Here is a 15,397-nt window from a genome sequence, read left to right as displayed (position 1 = left end):
GCACAAAAAATACAATGCAGCAGGACTTCTTTAAATACCAAGCCCAAACCACCCAGTTCGCCGCCGGCTTTGAGGTTGAAAAAGCTGAAGGCAGCTATATCTACGGCAAAGACGGCCGCAAATACCTTGATTTTGTAGCCGGCGTCTCTGCAAACACTTTAGGGCATTCACATCCCAAAATTGTGGAAGCCATAAAAACACAGGCCGAAAAATACCTCCACGTGATGGTGTACGGCGAGTATGCGCAGGAAATGCCCGTGAAACTTTGCAGGCTGCTTGCGCAAGCCACACCGGAGCCTTTGGAAGTAACTTACCTTGTAAATTCTGGCGCAGAAGCCATTGACGGCAGTTTGAAACTTGCAAAAAGGTACACGGGAAGAGAAGAAATTGTGTCCTTTAAGAACGCCTATCACGGCAATACGCATGGTGCGCTTTCGGTTTCCGGTAATGAATATCACAAACGTGAGTTCAGGCCCTTGCTGCCAATGGTAAGTTTTATCGAGTTTAATTCACTGCCGGATCTTGAAAAGATTACGGATAAGACGGCGGGCGTCATCCTCGAAACCATACAGGGCGCTGCAGGTTTTCTGTTGCCTGAAAAAGGTTATCTTAAAAAACTGAAGGCGCGTTGTGAAGAAGTCGGCGCACTGTTGATTCTGGATGAAATTCAGCCCGGCTTCGGACGTACGGGAAAACTTTTCGCGTTCGAGCATTACGGCATCGTGCCAGACATTCTGGTGATGGGTAAAGGCATGGGCGGAGGCGTGCCGGTAGGCGCTTTTATGAGTTCGCACGCGGTAATGCAATCGCTTTCTCATTCGCCTAAATTGGGTCATATCACTACGTTTGGCGGTAATCCGCTTATTGCGGCCGCGAGTCATGCTACTTTGAAAGAAGTTCTGGAAAGCAATCTGATGGAAGAAGTGAGCGCAAAAGAAGAACTGTTCCGCGAGTTGCTGGTGCATCCTAAAATAAAGAACATCAACGGAAGAGGTTTGATGTTGGCCGTGAATCTCGGCTCGCCCGAATTTACGTTAAAGGTTGCGGCGCGCTGTATGCAGCTTGGTCTTGTGGTTTTCTGGCAGCTTTACCGCAATGAATATCTTAGAATTTCGCCACCTTTGACCTTGTCTTTAGATGAAATCCGCGAGGGCTGTGCGATAATTCTGCAAGCGTTGGATGAAACAGCAGAATGACCTTTCGAAAGGGAAAATGCCTGAGTTTATAGCCCCGATTGAAGCATCTGTCTGAGCTCTCCCGCGGCCTGGCAAGGCTGCTGGAAGCGAGTGCGGAGAGCGGGTACAAATGCTGTTAAATATCATGCTTTTCGTGCTCCTCAAAATGGTGTTTTTTACGCTGTTTTGTTGCTGGTAATCAAGAATAAATTTATATATTGCGCCACAATAAAAAACAGGCAGCGATATGGCGAAAACTAAGGTGCAATATGAATTTCCAATGCACTGTCAGTCGGAGATTTTATATGAGTATATGGCAAGTGCAGAGGGACTTTCTGAGTGGTTTGCTGATGAGGTGCTGGAAAAAGGCGACGATTTTTACTTCAGCTGGAACGGTGGTCCTGCCGAAAAAGCTACGCTGATTCGCTATAAACCCGAGAGTTTCGTTCGTTTCCGTTGGGAAGAAGACGAGGGAACCAAGAATTTCTTCGAAATGACAATCATGATCGATGATATTACTGAAGATCTTTCACTGAACGTAACCGATTTCTGCGATCCGGGTGATGAAGACGAAAACCAGCTCTACTGGGAGAACCTTATTGAGAATCTGAAAATAAAGCTCGGCGCATCTTAAAGATTTTAACGATAACAAATATGATGAACGGAATTTTCGTTCATTATTTTTTTAATACCACCTACCGATGGATTTTGCTTTTTATAGCGGCACACCGGCGATTGCTAACCGCGCTTTTCTGCACGGTGATGCCGTGAAAGTCTCCTTTTACGTGCGCAACTCAGAAGTTGTCATGGCAGAAGAATGCTATTTTTATCTGATGGCCAGCATGCGCAAAATGCGGATGCGCATACCGCTGGAGTATACGCTTGATTATTTCCAAAGTCTACTGGCTGAAAATGTGCTTGCAAAAGGTATTTCAGACGCTGTAGTGACGCTGATGATGTATCGCAATCAGGACGGTGAAGCACTTGAGAAAGCTGCCGTGTCTTATTACGGAACCTTAACCGAAGCGCAGGACATCACCGCTGTGCGCGGCTCACTGGAACTGGATGTGATACGGGAAATTCATGTAAACACACATCTTCTAAGCAACATTCGCGTGCATTGTCCGGAAAACATTTATGCTGAGATTTACGCCAAAGAAAACGGACTTGATGACCTCATTCTACTCAATCCATCGAAACGCATTGCGCGCAGTATCTATGGAAATCTACTGTTTCTGGAAGGAGACGAAATTAAGATTCCGAAACACAGTGAAGGCGCGTATATCTCGCCATTGCTCGAGAATTTTGTTACTTTTCTGCACAAGCAGAATCTTGCTGTGATACGTGAAGTGGAAATGGCGGCATTCGAATCTCAAAAAGCAGAGGAAGTGCTGATGATCTCCGACGAAAAGGGAATCTTTGCCGTTGAAAAAATCCGGAACAAGACTTTTGCAAAAGATAGGTTCGCCGGATTTGTTTCTCTGTGGCAAGCGGGTTTAAATTCTTTGTCTAATTAATTCATTGATACATCTTCAGGCGCGTTTGCCCAAAGAAGATATTCGCCGCCAAGGTTCTGCATGATTTTTTTCCAGAGGCTGTGGTCGTTGGCCAGTGTATAATCCAAGTTAAATACATCTACGATCGTCCATGATTTTCGCTGAATTTCAGCCTCGAGCTGGCCGCCAGCCCAACCGGAATAGCCGGAAAACACTTTGATGTCTGATACGGAAAGGCGCTGTTCTATGATTGCAGAAACCACACTCTCAATATCTTCTGTGAGATAGAAACCATCATTGATTACGGTGAAATCTGGCGAAACTTCCTGACCTTTGGTGATGAAGAATATCTTGTCATTTTCCACCGGTCCGCCCTCATACACATCTACATTAAAACCGAATATCTTGAGCAGCCGGGCGCTCATGCCGTGGTTTTTTTTATTTAGGATCAGGCCAAATGCGCCTTCTTCATTATGATCAATTATCAGCACTACTGACCTTGAAAAGATGTCGCCGGCAATATCGGGAGTGGAAATTAATATTTTACCTTTGTAAGAGTAGTTCATAGCGTGGTTCGCTTTAGTTGAAAAAAAGAGTGAACTGCTTTTCAAAAGTAAAAAAAAACCAATGGAAAATCTTCATGATAAAAGAAAAGTTTACGAAAAAGCTGAGTTGCTGGAACGCCAGATAAAGGAAAATCCTATGGAGCAGTTCCGGAGCTGGTACCTGGAAGCGCAGGAAAATCCTTTTATCAATGAAGCCAACGCTATGGCAGTATCTACCGTGGAAGATGATGGTTGTCCGCGCACGAGGATGGTTTTGCTCAAATCTTACACCTGGGAAGGATTTATATTTTATACCAATTACAACAGCCGGAAGGGTAGAGCGCTACAGCGTTCGCCAAAAGCCTGCCTGCATTTTTTCTGGCCCAATCTTGAGCGCCAAATCATCATCAAAGCTGAAATTGAAAAGATTGCGCCCAACCTGAGCGACGGCTATTTTGAGTCGCGGCCGCGCGGCAGCCAGCTTGGGGCGCTGGTTTCGCCACAGAGCGAAGTAATCCCGAACCGTGCATATCTTGAGGAAAAACTGAAGGAACTTGAAAGTGAATTCGAGGGAAAAAACGTTCCGCGTCCGGAATTTTGGGGCGGATTTATCGCAAAACCCTACGAGATCGAGTTCTGGCAAGGACGCCCAAACCGTCTGCACGACAGGATTTTGTATTCGCTGCAGGACAATTTCGAATGGAAGATCAGCAGACTCGCACCATGAAATAACCGATAAAAAAGCCTCATCCGCAGATGAGGCTTGATTTTTTTATCCGGAGCAGATTATTTTTTCTTACCACCCATCACTGAGTTAGATAATTCAGCACCTGCTTTGAACTTAGCAACAGTTTTAGCAGCAATCTTGATTGGTTTTTTAGTCGCCGGGTTGATGCCCTGTCTAGCAGCTCTTTCAGCTACAGAAAAAGTCCCAAAACCTACTAGAGAAACCTTACCGTCTTTTTTAGACAAAGTTTCAGTTACGTTTGAGATGAATGATTCCAGTGCCGCTTTAGCAGCAACTTTAGTAATGCCGGCATCGTTTGCCATAGCGTCGATAAGTTCAGACTTGTTCATAATAATTATTGTTAAGTTAAATTTGTATTAAGGCAAATATAAAACAATTTTAAAATTGCGCAAATTTTTTAATCATATTTAAAAAAGACTTGATATAAATCACCGTTTTGCCACAAACTTACTAAAATGACATTTTTCGGTTCATCGTGGTTCGCGCGTATTGGTTTTCCGTTTAAGCCTTTTGTCATCGCAATTTAGATAATTTTTTAATACCAAAAACTATTTTGCGAATAATTTAAATTTAGCCTGCCGAAAAGTATGGATTCCAAATGCCGAAAATGCACTTTTTTAAAGTTAGGTTTGATTTAAATCTTTAAATTTGCGCCATGTTAATTGAAGTTTTTAAGTCCAAGATTCACCGCGTGCGCGTCACTGAGTCTGACCTGAATTATATAGGCAGTATCACCATCGACGAAGATTTGCTTGAGGCTTCAGGTATCATCGTTGGCGAACGGGTTTTCATTGTAAATGTGAACAACGGCCAACGCTTTGATACCTACGCGATCAAAGGCAAGAGAAAATCTGGCGAAATCTGTCTGAACGGCCCTGCAGCGCGTCTTGTACAAAAAGGAGACATCATCATCATCATGTCTTACGCACAGATGACGCCGGAAGAAGCACAGCATTTCCAGCCTAAGATCATCTTCCCGGATGAAGTGACCAACCTGCTCAACTAATATCTGCAAAAAACCCTTGTTTTGAGCGAACCGAAAAGCCCTAATCCTTTAAAAACCTTTGTTACAATCGCGATCTCAATTGTGGTGGCTGCCGTTTTCATGTGGTTTGCACTGCGCGGGATGGAGTTCGAAAAAATTGCGGGCTATTTTGCTGAAGCCAACTATTTTTGGGTTTTAGTTGCCTCTGTATTTGGAATTCTGGCCTATTGGTTCAGGGCCGTACGTTGGAATTTACTTTTAGAGCCGCTCGGGTATTCTATAAGCAACTCCAATTCTTTCTGGACGATTTCATTCGGCTATCTGATGAATCTCACAATTCCGCGAAGCGGCGAAGTTGCGCGTTCCACAGCGCTCTACAGTGTTGAGAAAGTACCGGTGAATAAGTCTTTCGGGACCATTATCCTCGAACGTGTGGTAGACCTGATGTGCATGGGTGTATTTCTGCTCTTTACACTTATTTTTAAGTACGATGCCATTTTGGCTTTCTACCGCTATGTCACGCAGCAAAAGGGAGAAAGTGAATCCGACGGTTTACTTTATTACTTTTTATCAGCCGCGGTCTTGTTGGCTGTCTTCACTTATATATTTCGAAAAAGGCTCACACAAATTGTGTTGTTTCAGAAAGTTTTAGACTTCGGCAAAGGGATTTTTCACGGCTTGATGTCTATTTTCAAACTTAAAAAGAAGTTTACCTTCATTATTTACTCGTTGGCCATCTGGATCTGCTATTACCTTGCGGCTTATCTGGTATGTTTTGCGTTGCCCGAAACGTCCGCTTTCACACCCGCTGACGGCTTTTTCATTATTGTAGTGGGTACGTTGGGTATGATGATTCCGGCTTCCGGAGGAATCGGAGCCTTTCATCTTGCACTGAAGTTTGGCATCATGGCGCTGTATCTTTCGTTAGGTAAAAACCCGGAACAGGGGGGTGAAGTAGGTCTTTCGTACGCTTTCATTTCTCATACCATGCAATTGGCCATTATGCTTGTGATGGGACTTATTTCGGTGCCAGTTCTTGCAAAAGCCCGAAGTGCTGCAGCTTTAAAGTAGCTAAGGTTAATGCATCTGCACCTGCGCGATTATTTATATTATCATCTTCACTTTTGAAGATGATTTTTTTGCATTTAGATTAAGTTCAAGCATTTGAAAATTTTAAATATTTAAAAATATAGAAAGGAAGCTCAAAATACTGCCGAATTCTCAAAGCATTCAGTAAAAATTTCGCTAAGCTAATCTTTATTAAAAAAATATTTCAATAAAGTGTTGCGGTATTCGTAAATATTTTAACTTTACAATACAAATAAAACATTTTATCATGAAAACAAAATTACTTTCTTTGGTGGCCCTGGTGCCACTTTTTGCGTTCTCCCAATACAATAACGGAGGATTGAGTACCGGTCCAACTGCCAAAAACGGAACTGCATCACCCGCGGGTTACACTTGGTCTGAGGTGCAGAACAACACCGGAAACACGACAGAATCCAATACCACGGCAGGTTACACAGCAGCACTCTTCGGTACTGCAAATTTCTTCCTCGCTGATGATTTCATTATTCCTGCCGGACAGTCGTGGCAGATCTCAACCATAGAGGGGTTTGCATATCAGACGGGATTTACTGGCAGCACATCACCATTTAACGTTTTAAGGCTGAGTATTCTGAACGGGAATCCTTCCGTGTCAGGTAGTTCCGTCGTCTTTGGTGATGATACCACAAACCGAATGAGCGGATCAGCGGACGGGTTGATGTACCGTATTTTCAATACGATGGTTCCAACCCCAGCTGCAACTACCACTACACGAAAAATCTGGAAACTTACCGCAAACGCGCCGGTTACCCTGACTGCCGGTACATATTGGATGAAATACCAGATCCAAAGCGCGGTGACAACAAACGGAGGTTTTACGCCGCCGGTTACAATCGTGGGTTCACGTGGTCTGTCAACTTTCAATGCAATGCAGTATGACGGCACAAATGCAGTCTGGAATGCACTTGTAGATGATGGCAACCCGACAACCGCACCCGATTATACGATGGATTTGCCGTTCATTGTGAATTATACTGTTTTAGGAACCAATGAAAACGTGCAGTTTGACAACAGAGTAGTGGTTTATCCAAATCCTGTAAAAGATGTTTTCAAGCTTAATCTGCCGGCTGAAAGTCAACGCGTGGGAACTACGGTTTCTGTCTATGACATGTCCGGAAAACTTGTAAAAACAATGCCTTATGATGAATCTTACAATGTTGCTGAACTGGCCAAAGGCAGCTACATGCTGAAAGTGAACGACGGTTCGAACAAGAAAGTCGTGAAGATGATTAAGCAGTAAAATATTTAGTACAAATTCAAAAACAATCAGATGGGACGTTTATCTCATCTGATTTTTTTTTAAATCTGTTGGTCACCAAAGGCGCGTTTGAGCAAACTTTCAATTTTTGGCTCGCTGCCGCGGAAAGACTTATACAATTCCATCGGATCAACCGTGCCGCCGGACGACAACAGTTTCTTAAATTTTTGCGCGATATCCGGATTGAAGATTCCGTTTTCCTTGAAATATTGAAACGCGTCCGCATCCAATACTTCCGCCCATTTGTACGAATAATAACCTGCAGAATAGCCGCCCTGGAAAATGTGTGAGAAACTCGGGCTCAAAGCTGTTTCCGGATTGGCAGGATAGAGATTTGTGGCTTCGGTTTCCTGGGTTTCAAATGTTTTGATATCATCTACATTGGCCGCTTTTGTGTGATACGCCAAATCGAGCAAACCAAAACCAAGCTGGCGCATGGTCTGGTAGCCTTCCATAAAGTTTTTGGAACTGGAAATCTTTTCAATTTTTTCATCGGATAAAACTTCACCTGTCTGATAATGTACCGCGAAAGATTTCAAAAAATCAGGTTCGTAGCAGTAATTTTCCATAAACTGGGAAGGCAACTCGACAAAATCCCATTTCACAGACGTTCCCGACAGGTTTGGGTAGGTGGTATCTGCCAGAATTCCGTGGAGTGCGTGCCCGAATTCATGGAAAAGTGTGGTGACTTCCTGAAAGGTGAGCAGACTTGGCATATCGCCCATTGGTTTAGAAAAATTGCAAACCACCGAAATGTGTGGGCAGTGATCAGCTCCGTGTTTCTTAAACTGGCTTCTGTAGCTCGTCATCCAGGCGCCTGCGCGTTTTCCGGCACGCGGGAAATAGTCGGTGTAGAGTAAGGCCTTGAACGCATCATCCTCGAAAATCTCGTACGTTTTCACCTCCGGATGATACTTTTGAATGTCCGTTGTTTCCACAAATTTTAGCCCGAAAAGCCGCTTGGCCAAACCAAAAACTGCGTCCTGCACTTTATCAAGCTGGAAGTAAGGCTTCAGTTCCTCATCATCAATATCGAATTTCTGTTTGCGGAGTTTTTCTGCGTAAAAAGCATGGTCGTAGCTCTGCAATTCGTCAATTCCGTCTTTTGTTGCAAGTTCTTTAAGTGTTTCAATTTCTTTTTCAGCGTATGGCTGCGCTTTAGCCAAAAGTTCCTGCAGGAATGTTTCCACTTTTTCCGGCGCTTTAGCCATCCTTTCTTCCAACACAAACTGTGCATAATTCGTATAGCCTAAGATCTTTGCCTTTTCATCTTTCAGCTGCACGATTTCACGGATGAGTTTCTGATTATCGAACTCGTTGTTTTTAAATGATTTCTGGCCGTTTGCAATCGAAATTTCACGGCGAAGTTCACGGTTTTCGGCATATTTCATCAGCGGCACAAAACTCGGAAACTGCAGTGTAACGACATATCCATCAAGGTTCCGCTCTTTGGCTTCAGCCTCATATTGGGCAAGAATAGCCTCTGGCACGCCGGCCAATTCTTCGCGGTTTGTGATATGACGGAAATAGGCGTTGGTTTCCGCCAGGACATTTTGACCGAACTGAAGTGATTTTTTAGACAACTCGATGTTGATGTCTTTAAGCGTGTTTTTTTCGTCCTCGCCAAGCAATGCTCCGCTTCGCACGAATCCTTTGTACGTTTCATTTAGCAACATTTGTTGTTCACCGTTTAGATTTTCGCTCGGAGTATTGTCGTATACCGCCTTTACTTTGCGAAAGAGTTCTTCATTCTGTGAAATTTTTGAAGAGAATTCGGTCAGTAGAGGCGATACTTCCTGCGCTATCTTTTGAATCTCATCATTGGTTTCCGCTGAATTTAAATTGAAGAATATGCCGGAAACAATGTCGAGTTGAGAACCTGAATAGGCCAACGCTTCGATCACGTTTTCAAAAGTCGGTGCCTCCGGATTTTCAACTATCGCGTCAATTTCAGCTTCTGCCTGCCGGACCAGTTCTTCAAACGCAGGCTGAAAGTGCTCTTCTTTAATAAAATCAAACGGAGCCGAATTATATTTGGTCTGAAATGTTTCTAACAGTGGATTTTTCATCTTCTTTACTATTTTTAAAGGGGTTTCCTATACTTTTTCGAAAGGTGCAAATTTACTTATTTAAGTTTTATATTTGTTTTACTGATCTGTTGAAGAACTATTCTTACGAAGATCAGGAACTCAAAATACCTGCTATGTCCCATCATCTTTTACTGATACTTCATCTGTTGGGCTCAGCCATCTGGGTCGGCGGCCATTTGATATTATCATTCATCATCCTGCCGGAAGTTCTATGCAAAAAAGATCCTGAAATTCTTTTAAAATTTGAGAAGAAATACGAGCGTATCGGCCTTCCTGCGCTGCTCGTGATGGTCATCACAGGAATCTGGATGGCTTATCAGCTGGGCGTGAATGCCGGCCGATGGTTTCATTTCGCTGATCCGGTTGAAACGGTGGTGTCACTGAAACTTTCATTACTTTTCATCACCGTGTTGTTCGCGCTGAGCGCCAATATTTTCGTTTTGCCCAAACTTCGCCCGCAGAGCCTTTCGGTAATGGCATTTCATATCTGGTCTGTCACACTGCTCGGTGCTGCGATGATGGTCGTCGGCAGCTTCGTTCGTTTTGGTGGGATAAACCTTCAATGACAAAGCCGTTAAAAACTTATAATATTTAAAAAGGTCACAAATAAAAACTTAAATTTGCGCCTCATGGCCAGATTCAGCCAATCTGGGGTCCATTTTATTTAATTTTTTCGAAAACCAATTTAATGAAAAACCTTACAGCAATCGCCCTGATTGCGTTCACGTTATCTTCCTGTTCAAAAGAAACCAAAACAGTTACCAAAGTTGACCCCGAAACGGGTGAAACTATCACGGTGGAAGTTCCTGCAGAAGATTCTGCACAAACGGCCGCAAATGCAGTGGCAGATCCAGCCATAAAAGAAATAGACGGCGTGTATACGCAGCGTTTTAAGTTAGAAGTTGGCAAATCTTATCCGCTCACTACTTACCAGAAAGACCAGCAGACCATGACGGCGCCGGACGGGAAAACCCAGAGCGGAACCAGCGAAAGCCGCGATGAGATGTCCTTTAAGGTAAATAAGTTCGAGAACGGTGTTTACGACATCACAATAGATCTTTTGGCTAAAAAGAACACGCAGGCCGCGAACGGAAAAAGCATTTCGGTAGATACGCGCCAGGCCGAACCAAAAGATGAGCAGCTGAAAATGATGTACAAAGTGAATAAGGCGCTCGTTGGTAATAAACTCAACCTGAAAATGAAGGAAAACGGGGAAGTGGTTTCAATTAACGGCTTTGACCCAATTTATACAAAGGTTACAGCTGCCGTAAGTACTTTGCTTAAAGATGCCAAACAAAAAACGGCATTTACGCAGGGTTTCAAAGAATCTTTCAATGAAATAATCCTAAAAGACCAGTTCACTAAAAACTTGCTTTTATTGCCTGCAAAAGGTGCTAAAATAGGTGACAAATGGTCGGTGAGTGAAAATGCAACGCCAGACGGAAAAATAAAACTCACCACTACATATACCTTACAGAAAGTGGGTGACGGAGTTGCTGAGATTTCGGTTGTGGGTGGAATTCCGAAAAAAAGCGACAAGAAAACGCAGGAAGGAATCACGCGTAGCATGAGTTCAGAACTTTCCCAGAACGGTAAGATTATCCTGGACCAAAATTCAGGTTGGATCAAAAACCAGTCGATTACGGTAAAGACTTCGCAAAGCGAGACGCTTTCAGACGGGAAGCAATCTCAGACGATGAAAAGTACATCCAACTCACTTGTACAGGTGAATCCGGCCAGATAACACTGTTTTCTCACAAAACCTTCTAAATAACCGATTGAAAATGAAGTATTTATTAGAAATAATTCTCACGGTAATTATAATTTTTTTCCTGTGGAATATTTTGAAAAGGCTTTTCTTTGTCTCGTTTTATAAATTCCCAGCGTCACCGGGAAATAAAAATCAGACGACATCAAAATCTAAGAAAAAACTGGATTCAAAACTCAACTGGGACGCAGAGACCGTGGAGTACGAAGAAATAAACGATAAGAACAAATAATAGCTTAACCCTTTTTAATTATTTAATTTTAAAGGGTTTTTATTAATTAAAACATGGCAAAGAATAAGAAATTAGTGGTCATTCTCGTGAGTATTGTCGCGTTCGCAGTGCTTGCTTTGCTTTATGCAAATCCTGTCTTGCTCGGCAAACAACTTTACCAGCACGATATTGTGCAGTATAAAGGTGGCGCGAAAGAACTTTTAGATTACCGCGCCCAAAATGGTTCTGAAACCTACTGGAGCGACTCTATGTTTGGCGGGATGCCGACTTACCAGATGGGCGCGCAGTTTCGCGGTGACGTCATTAAAAAAATTGACGATGCGTTAAATTTTCTGCCAAAACCTGCTAATTATATCTTTCTGCTGTTTGCGGGATTTTTCCTTTTAGGTTTGGTTGCGGTAAGAAACTGGAAATACGCTGCACTTGGTGCCACGTTTTTTGGGCTTTCCACATACTTTTATATCGCGCTGGCGGCGGGTCACAATGGAAAGATACACACTGTTGCCTATTTCGCGCCGCTGCTGGCGGGCATCCTGCTAGTTTACATCCGGAGAAAGTATATTCTTGGTTTCATCGTGACTGCGCTGTTCATGGGACTTCAAATTGCTGCGAATCACCCGCAGATGACGTACTATCTCTTCATTGCGCTCGCATTTTTGTTTATCAGTGAACTGGTTCGGGCCTTTCAGCATAAAACTACGTGGCGGCATTTCGGGATTTCGTCCGGAGTCTTAGCGCTTGCTTTTGTGTTCGGTGTGGCGATGAATGCTCAGCGACTTTTGGCCAATTCAGAATATGTTACAGAAACCGTTCGGGGCAAGCAGATTTTAGATAATGAAACGCATACTTCCGGAAAATCCGGTATGGATAAGGAGAGTATGCTGATGTGGAGTTATGGAAAGCTTGAAACATTAAATCTTTTCATTCCACGTTTGATGGGCGGTGCCAGCGACGAAGACGGTGCTGATGAGATGATGGCGCAAGTTCAGGCGATGGTGCAGCAGAATGTTTCGTCGCAGGAGGAAATGGACCAGATTTCGAAGGGCTTCAACTCACTAACTTACTGGGGCGAGCAGCCCGGCACTTCCGGGCCGGCTTACCAGGGAGCGGTGGTGGTATTTTTGGCCATCCTCGGATTCTTTTTTGCCTGGAAAAAGTACAGATACTGGATTTTAGGTGCTTCGATCCTTACCATTTTGCTGGCTTGGGGAAGTAATTTTATAATTGTTTCCGATTTATTTATTGATTTCGTGCCGCTTTATAATAAGTTCCGCGCGCCGAGCTCGATATTGGTCGTGGTGGAACTGCTTTTCCCGTTTATCGCGATCCTTGGGCTTTACCGTTTCTTCAATTCGAATGAAAGTACTGAAATCAATCCTGAAAATATACTGACAGACGAATACAAAAAGAAAATTCTGCTGTATGTGAGTGGCGGGGTCTTAGGTTTTATTTTATTATTAATTGTTTTCGGAAAGTCGGTCCTCGGGTTTCATACCGCCACCGAAAAAACATATCTTCCTCCATATCTGCTCGATTATCTTATCGATGAGCGGTATAAAATGTTCCGGATTGATGCCGTTAAAGCCATTCTTTATGTCGCAATCACCGCAGGCGCACTTTATTTGGGTCTAAAGAAAACGCTGACGCAGAATGTGGTGCTGATCATCATCGGCGCGGTAAGTCTTTTCGATCTTTGGAGTGTGAACAAACGTTACCTGAACAACGAAAACTTCATTGACAGCACGTTCACCGAAAATCCATTCCAGACCGAAAGTTCTGACCTGCTGATCCAAAAGGTTGGTGAAAACCAAAATCTACAGGGACTTTTGGCTAATGCTACGATCAACAAAACCCTCGAAACGATCGCGGAGAAAGACAAAACGCACTACCGCATTTTCAATCAGGTTTTGGGGCCGTTCAGCGAGACCAATACCTCTTATTTTAAACCGTCGGTTGGCGGTTACCACGCGGTGAAACTACGTCGCTATGACGATCTCATCAACGAATATTTCGGAAAGATGGATACCGCTAAGGTGCCGCGCATCCTGAATATGCTCAACACCAAGTACATGGTTTTCGGCTCGAAAGAGGAGCCGCAAGTAGTGCCAAACCCGATGGCGAACGGCAACGCATGGTTTGTTTCCGAGGTTCAGTTCGTGGATTCGCCTAATGACGAACTTGCGCAGATCGGTGTTTTGGATACCAAAAGAGTTGCTGTAGTAGCGGCTTCCGACAAAAAATATTTCGACGGCAAAAAGTTCGCACCGGATGATGCGGCATCGTTGCAGTTAACTTCATATCAGCCTAATGAACTTGAATTCAAAACCAGTTCAGCAACGCCTCAGCTCGCTGTAATTTCGGAGATTTATTATCCTAAAGGTTGGAAAATGTTCCTTGACGGAACAGAAGTTCCGTACATAAAAGCCAATTATCTGCTGCGCGCAGTACATGTACCGGCCGGAAAACACGTATTAAGGATGGTGTTTGAACCTGAAGTAATCCAAACCGGAAAAGTGATCTCACTCAGCGCATTCATACTTTTTGTTTTGCTCAGCGCGGGTGGTATTTGGTACCTGTTCCGTTCGCGCAAAAGCGATGTTGTGGCGTAAACTTTTGTATTTAAAATAAAGTTCTTTCGGATTAAATAAATGTCAGCGAAGAAAATTTTAATTATCACCTACTACTGGCCGCCTGCAGGTGGACCGGGCGTGCAGCGGTGGTTAAAATTTGTGAAATATCTGCCCGATTTTGGCTGGAAGCCTGCTGTTTTCATTCCGGAAAATCCAAGCTATCCGATTGTTGATGAAACGCTGAAAAAAGATGTGGCTGAAGACCTCGAAATCATCAAAAACAGGATTTGGGAACCTTATCAGATTGCGGAATTTTTCGGGAAGGAAAACAAAAAATTCAAAGCCGGACAGTTTGATGTCGGCGCGAACCAAAGCTGGAAATCCAAACTTTCGGTTTGGGTGCGCGGCAACTTTTTCATTCCGGATGCGCGCGTTTTTTGGGTCAGGCCTTCGGTTAAAATTTTAAAAAAATATCTGGCGGAAAATCATTTTGATGCCGTGGTGACAACGGGTCCGCCACACTCTGTGCATCTCATTGGGCTGAAACTCAAAAGAGAATTTCCGGATCTAAAATGGATTGCAGATTTTCGGGATCCATGGACGGAAATTTCGTACTACAAACATTTAAAACTCACAAAAGCTGCTGATTCAAAGCACCGAAATCTCGAACAGCAGGTTTTTCAGAATGCCGACATTACGCTAGCCACAAGCTACGTCGACGCTGAAAATTTCCGCAAAAAGGGCGCGAATGCCTTTTGCATAACAAACGGTTTTGACCACTTTGAAACTGCTGAAAAAGTAAAAAGCAACAAGTTTACACTAAGTTATGTAGGCGTTCTCGAACAACTTAGGAATCCGGAAGTTCTTTGGAAGGTTTTGAATGATATTTTATTGGAAAACAGCGACTTCCGAAGTGATTTTGAACTGAAATCCGTCGGCAGAATCGATGATAAGATCCTTGAAAAGATTACGGACTCGCCGCTTAGAAATTCGCTTCGCAATCTGGGCTATCTTTCGCATTCGGAGGCCAACCGTGAGATGCAGAATTCGGACTTGCTGCTGATTACTAATTTTCCAGATGAAAGCTCAAAAGGCATTATTCCGGGAAAGATATTCGAATACCTTGCGAGCGGAAACCAAATCCTGTCATTCGGACCGAAAGACAGCGATGTGAAAAAAATCCTGGATGAAACTGGTGCCGGCCGCCATTTTATTTACGACGACATCGATGGGTTGAAAACATTCATTCTTCAGCAATATCACTTATGGAAATCGGCGGATGCGCAACCCGAAACACAGAATATCGAACGCTTCTCGCGCAGAAACCTCACCAAAAGACTGGCTGAAATTCTGGACGTTGACACTGCGTGAGGGCGAAGGCGGAAATCCTTTTACCGGTCGCGGGGGGGGGGGGGGGGGGGGG

Annotated in this window: 15 protein-coding genes; 12 read left to right on the top strand and 3 right to left on the bottom strand. The window is 43.7% G+C overall.

Annotated elements, in window-relative coordinates; genetic code table 11:
• Nucleotides 1–14: 14 nt before the first annotated feature.
• The 3 genes from H9628_RS08625 to H9628_RS08615 all read left to right on the top strand — a co-directional run bounded on the left by H9628_RS08625 (nucleotide 15) and on the right by H9628_RS08615 (nucleotide 2,692).
• Nucleotides 15–1,196, top strand: a complete 1,182-nt coding sequence (locus tag H9628_RS08625) for an aspartate aminotransferase family protein (RefSeq protein ID WP_251833740.1) — start codon at nucleotides 15–17, stop codon at nucleotides 1,194–1,196.
• A 226-nt stretch (nucleotides 1,197–1,422) separates the two neighbouring features.
• Entirely contained in the window at nucleotides 1,423–1,809 is a 387-nt protein-coding gene (locus H9628_RS08620; protein WP_251833739.1) for an START-like domain-containing protein, read from the top strand.
• A gap of 67 nt (nucleotides 1,810–1,876) precedes the next feature.
• Complete coding sequence (locus H9628_RS08615; RefSeq protein ID WP_251833738.1) at nucleotides 1,877–2,692, top strand: aminotransferase class IV; 816 nt, start codon at nucleotides 1,877–1,879, stop codon at nucleotides 2,690–2,692.
• Here H9628_RS08615 and H9628_RS08610 read toward each other — a convergent pair.
• Entirely contained in the window at nucleotides 2,689–3,237 is a 549-nt protein-coding gene (locus H9628_RS08610; RefSeq protein WP_251833737.1) for a YqgE/AlgH family protein, read from the bottom strand. The two genes, H9628_RS08615 and H9628_RS08610, sit on opposite strands and share 4 nt — an antisense overlap.
• A 61-nt stretch (nucleotides 3,238–3,298) precedes the next feature.
• Here H9628_RS08610 and pdxH point away from each other — a divergent pair, with 61 nt between their 5' ends.
• Nucleotides 3,299–3,943 (top strand): pyridoxamine 5'-phosphate oxidase, encoded by a 645-nt coding sequence (gene pdxH / locus H9628_RS08605; protein WP_251833736.1) that lies wholly within the window; start codon nucleotides 3,299–3,301, stop codon nucleotides 3,941–3,943.
• A gap of 59 nt (nucleotides 3,944–4,002) precedes the next feature.
• Here pdxH and H9628_RS08600 read toward each other — a convergent pair whose 3' ends face one another.
• Nucleotides 4,003–4,293, bottom strand: coding sequence for an HU family DNA-binding protein (locus tag H9628_RS08600; protein WP_251833735.1), 291 nt, complete (start codon nucleotides 4,291–4,293; stop codon nucleotides 4,003–4,005).
• Nucleotides 4,294–4,619: 326 nt separating this feature from the next.
• Here H9628_RS08600 and panD point away from each other — a divergent pair, with 326 nt between their 5' ends.
• The 3 genes from panD (at nucleotide 4,620) to H9628_RS08585 (ending at nucleotide 7,296) form a co-directional block, all read left to right on the top strand.
• Nucleotides 4,620–4,970: an aspartate 1-decarboxylase gene (gene panD / locus H9628_RS08595; RefSeq protein ID WP_251833734.1), complete on the top strand. Its 351-nt coding sequence runs from the start codon at nucleotides 4,620–4,622 to the stop codon at nucleotides 4,968–4,970.
• A gap of 21 nt (nucleotides 4,971–4,991) precedes the next feature.
• Nucleotides 4,992–6,020, top strand: coding sequence for a lysylphosphatidylglycerol synthase transmembrane domain-containing protein (locus H9628_RS08590; RefSeq protein WP_251833733.1), 1,029 nt, complete (start codon nucleotides 4,992–4,994; stop codon nucleotides 6,018–6,020).
• A gap of 265 nt (nucleotides 6,021–6,285) precedes the next feature.
• Nucleotides 6,286–7,296, top strand: a complete 1,011-nt coding sequence (locus H9628_RS08585) for a T9SS type A sorting domain-containing protein (protein WP_251833732.1) — start codon at nucleotides 6,286–6,288, stop codon at nucleotides 7,294–7,296.
• Between the two features lie 59 nt (nucleotides 7,297–7,355).
• Here H9628_RS08585 and H9628_RS08580 read toward each other — a convergent pair whose 3' ends face one another.
• On the bottom strand, nucleotides 7,356–9,383 hold the full coding sequence (locus H9628_RS08580) for a M3 family metallopeptidase (protein ID WP_251833731.1): 2,028 nt from the start codon (nucleotides 9,381–9,383) through the stop codon (nucleotides 7,356–7,358).
• 134 nt (nucleotides 9,384–9,517) lie between these two features.
• Between H9628_RS08580 and H9628_RS08575 the strand changes: the two genes are divergently transcribed.
• The 5 genes from H9628_RS08575 (at nucleotide 9,518) to H9628_RS08555 (ending at nucleotide 15,345) form a co-directional block, all read left to right on the top strand.
• Nucleotides 9,518–9,970 carry a copper resistance protein CopD gene (locus H9628_RS08575; RefSeq protein ID WP_251833730.1) on the top strand — a complete coding sequence of 151 codons (453 nt, stop codon included), beginning with the start codon at nucleotides 9,518–9,520 and terminating at the stop codon, nucleotides 9,968–9,970.
• Nucleotides 9,971–10,092: 122 nt separating this feature from the next.
• Nucleotides 10,093–11,148 carry a DUF6263 family protein gene (locus tag H9628_RS08570; protein ID WP_251833729.1) on the top strand — a complete coding sequence of 352 codons (1,056 nt, stop codon included), beginning with the start codon at nucleotides 10,093–10,095 and terminating at the stop codon, nucleotides 11,146–11,148.
• 40 nt (nucleotides 11,149–11,188) lie between these two features.
• Nucleotides 11,189–11,404: a hypothetical protein gene (locus tag H9628_RS08565; protein WP_251833728.1), complete on the top strand. Its 216-nt coding sequence runs from the start codon at nucleotides 11,189–11,191 to the stop codon at nucleotides 11,402–11,404.
• Between the two features lie 53 nt (nucleotides 11,405–11,457).
• Nucleotides 11,458–14,013, top strand: coding sequence for a YfhO family protein (locus H9628_RS08560; RefSeq protein ID WP_251833727.1), 2,556 nt, complete (start codon nucleotides 11,458–11,460; stop codon nucleotides 14,011–14,013).
• 39 nt (nucleotides 14,014–14,052) lie between these two features.
• Entirely contained in the window at nucleotides 14,053–15,345 is a 1,293-nt protein-coding gene (locus tag H9628_RS08555; protein WP_251833726.1) for a glycosyltransferase family protein, read from the top strand.
• Nucleotides 15,346–15,397: the final 52 nt, after the last annotated feature.

It is taken from the genome of Kaistella pullorum (assembly GCF_014837035.1).
Classification (GTDB): Bacteria; Bacteroidota; Bacteroidia; order Flavobacteriales; family Weeksellaceae; genus Kaistella; species Kaistella rhinocerotis.
This window is presented reverse-complemented; position numbering and strand designations above follow the sequence as displayed.

Coding starts and splice junctions, on each gene's coding strand:
- H9628_RS08625 (WP_251833740.1), top strand. CDS start 15: ATGCAGCAGGACTTCTTTAAATACCAAGCCCAAACCACCCAGTTCGCC.
- H9628_RS08620 (WP_251833739.1), top strand. CDS start 1,423: ATGGCGAAAACTAAGGTGCAATATGAATTTCCAATGCACTGTCAGTCG.
- H9628_RS08615 (WP_251833738.1), top strand. CDS start 1,877: ATGGATTTTGCTTTTTATAGCGGCACACCGGCGATTGCTAACCGCGCT.
- H9628_RS08610 (WP_251833737.1), bottom strand. CDS start 3,237: ATGAACTACTCTTACAAAGGTAAAATATTAATTTCCACTCCCGATATT.
- pdxH (WP_251833736.1), top strand. CDS start 3,299: ATGGAAAATCTTCATGATAAAAGAAAAGTTTACGAAAAAGCTGAGTTG.
- H9628_RS08600 (WP_251833735.1), bottom strand. CDS start 4,293: ATGAACAAGTCTGAACTTATCGACGCTATGGCAAACGATGCCGGCATT.
- panD (WP_251833734.1), top strand. CDS start 4,620: ATGTTAATTGAAGTTTTTAAGTCCAAGATTCACCGCGTGCGCGTCACT.
- H9628_RS08585 (WP_251833732.1), top strand. CDS start 6,286: ATGAAAACAAAATTACTTTCTTTGGTGGCCCTGGTGCCACTTTTTGCG.
- H9628_RS08580 (WP_251833731.1), bottom strand. CDS start 9,383: ATGAAAAATCCACTGTTAGAAACATTTCAGACCAAATATAATTCGGCT.
- H9628_RS08575 (WP_251833730.1), top strand. CDS start 9,518: ATGTCCCATCATCTTTTACTGATACTTCATCTGTTGGGCTCAGCCATC.
- H9628_RS08570 (WP_251833729.1), top strand. CDS start 10,093: ATGAAAAACCTTACAGCAATCGCCCTGATTGCGTTCACGTTATCTTCC.
- H9628_RS08565 (WP_251833728.1), top strand. CDS start 11,189: ATGAAGTATTTATTAGAAATAATTCTCACGGTAATTATAATTTTTTTC.
- H9628_RS08560 (WP_251833727.1), top strand. CDS start 11,458: ATGGCAAAGAATAAGAAATTAGTGGTCATTCTCGTGAGTATTGTCGCG.
- H9628_RS08555 (WP_251833726.1), top strand. CDS start 14,053: ATGTCAGCGAAGAAAATTTTAATTATCACCTACTACTGGCCGCCTGCA.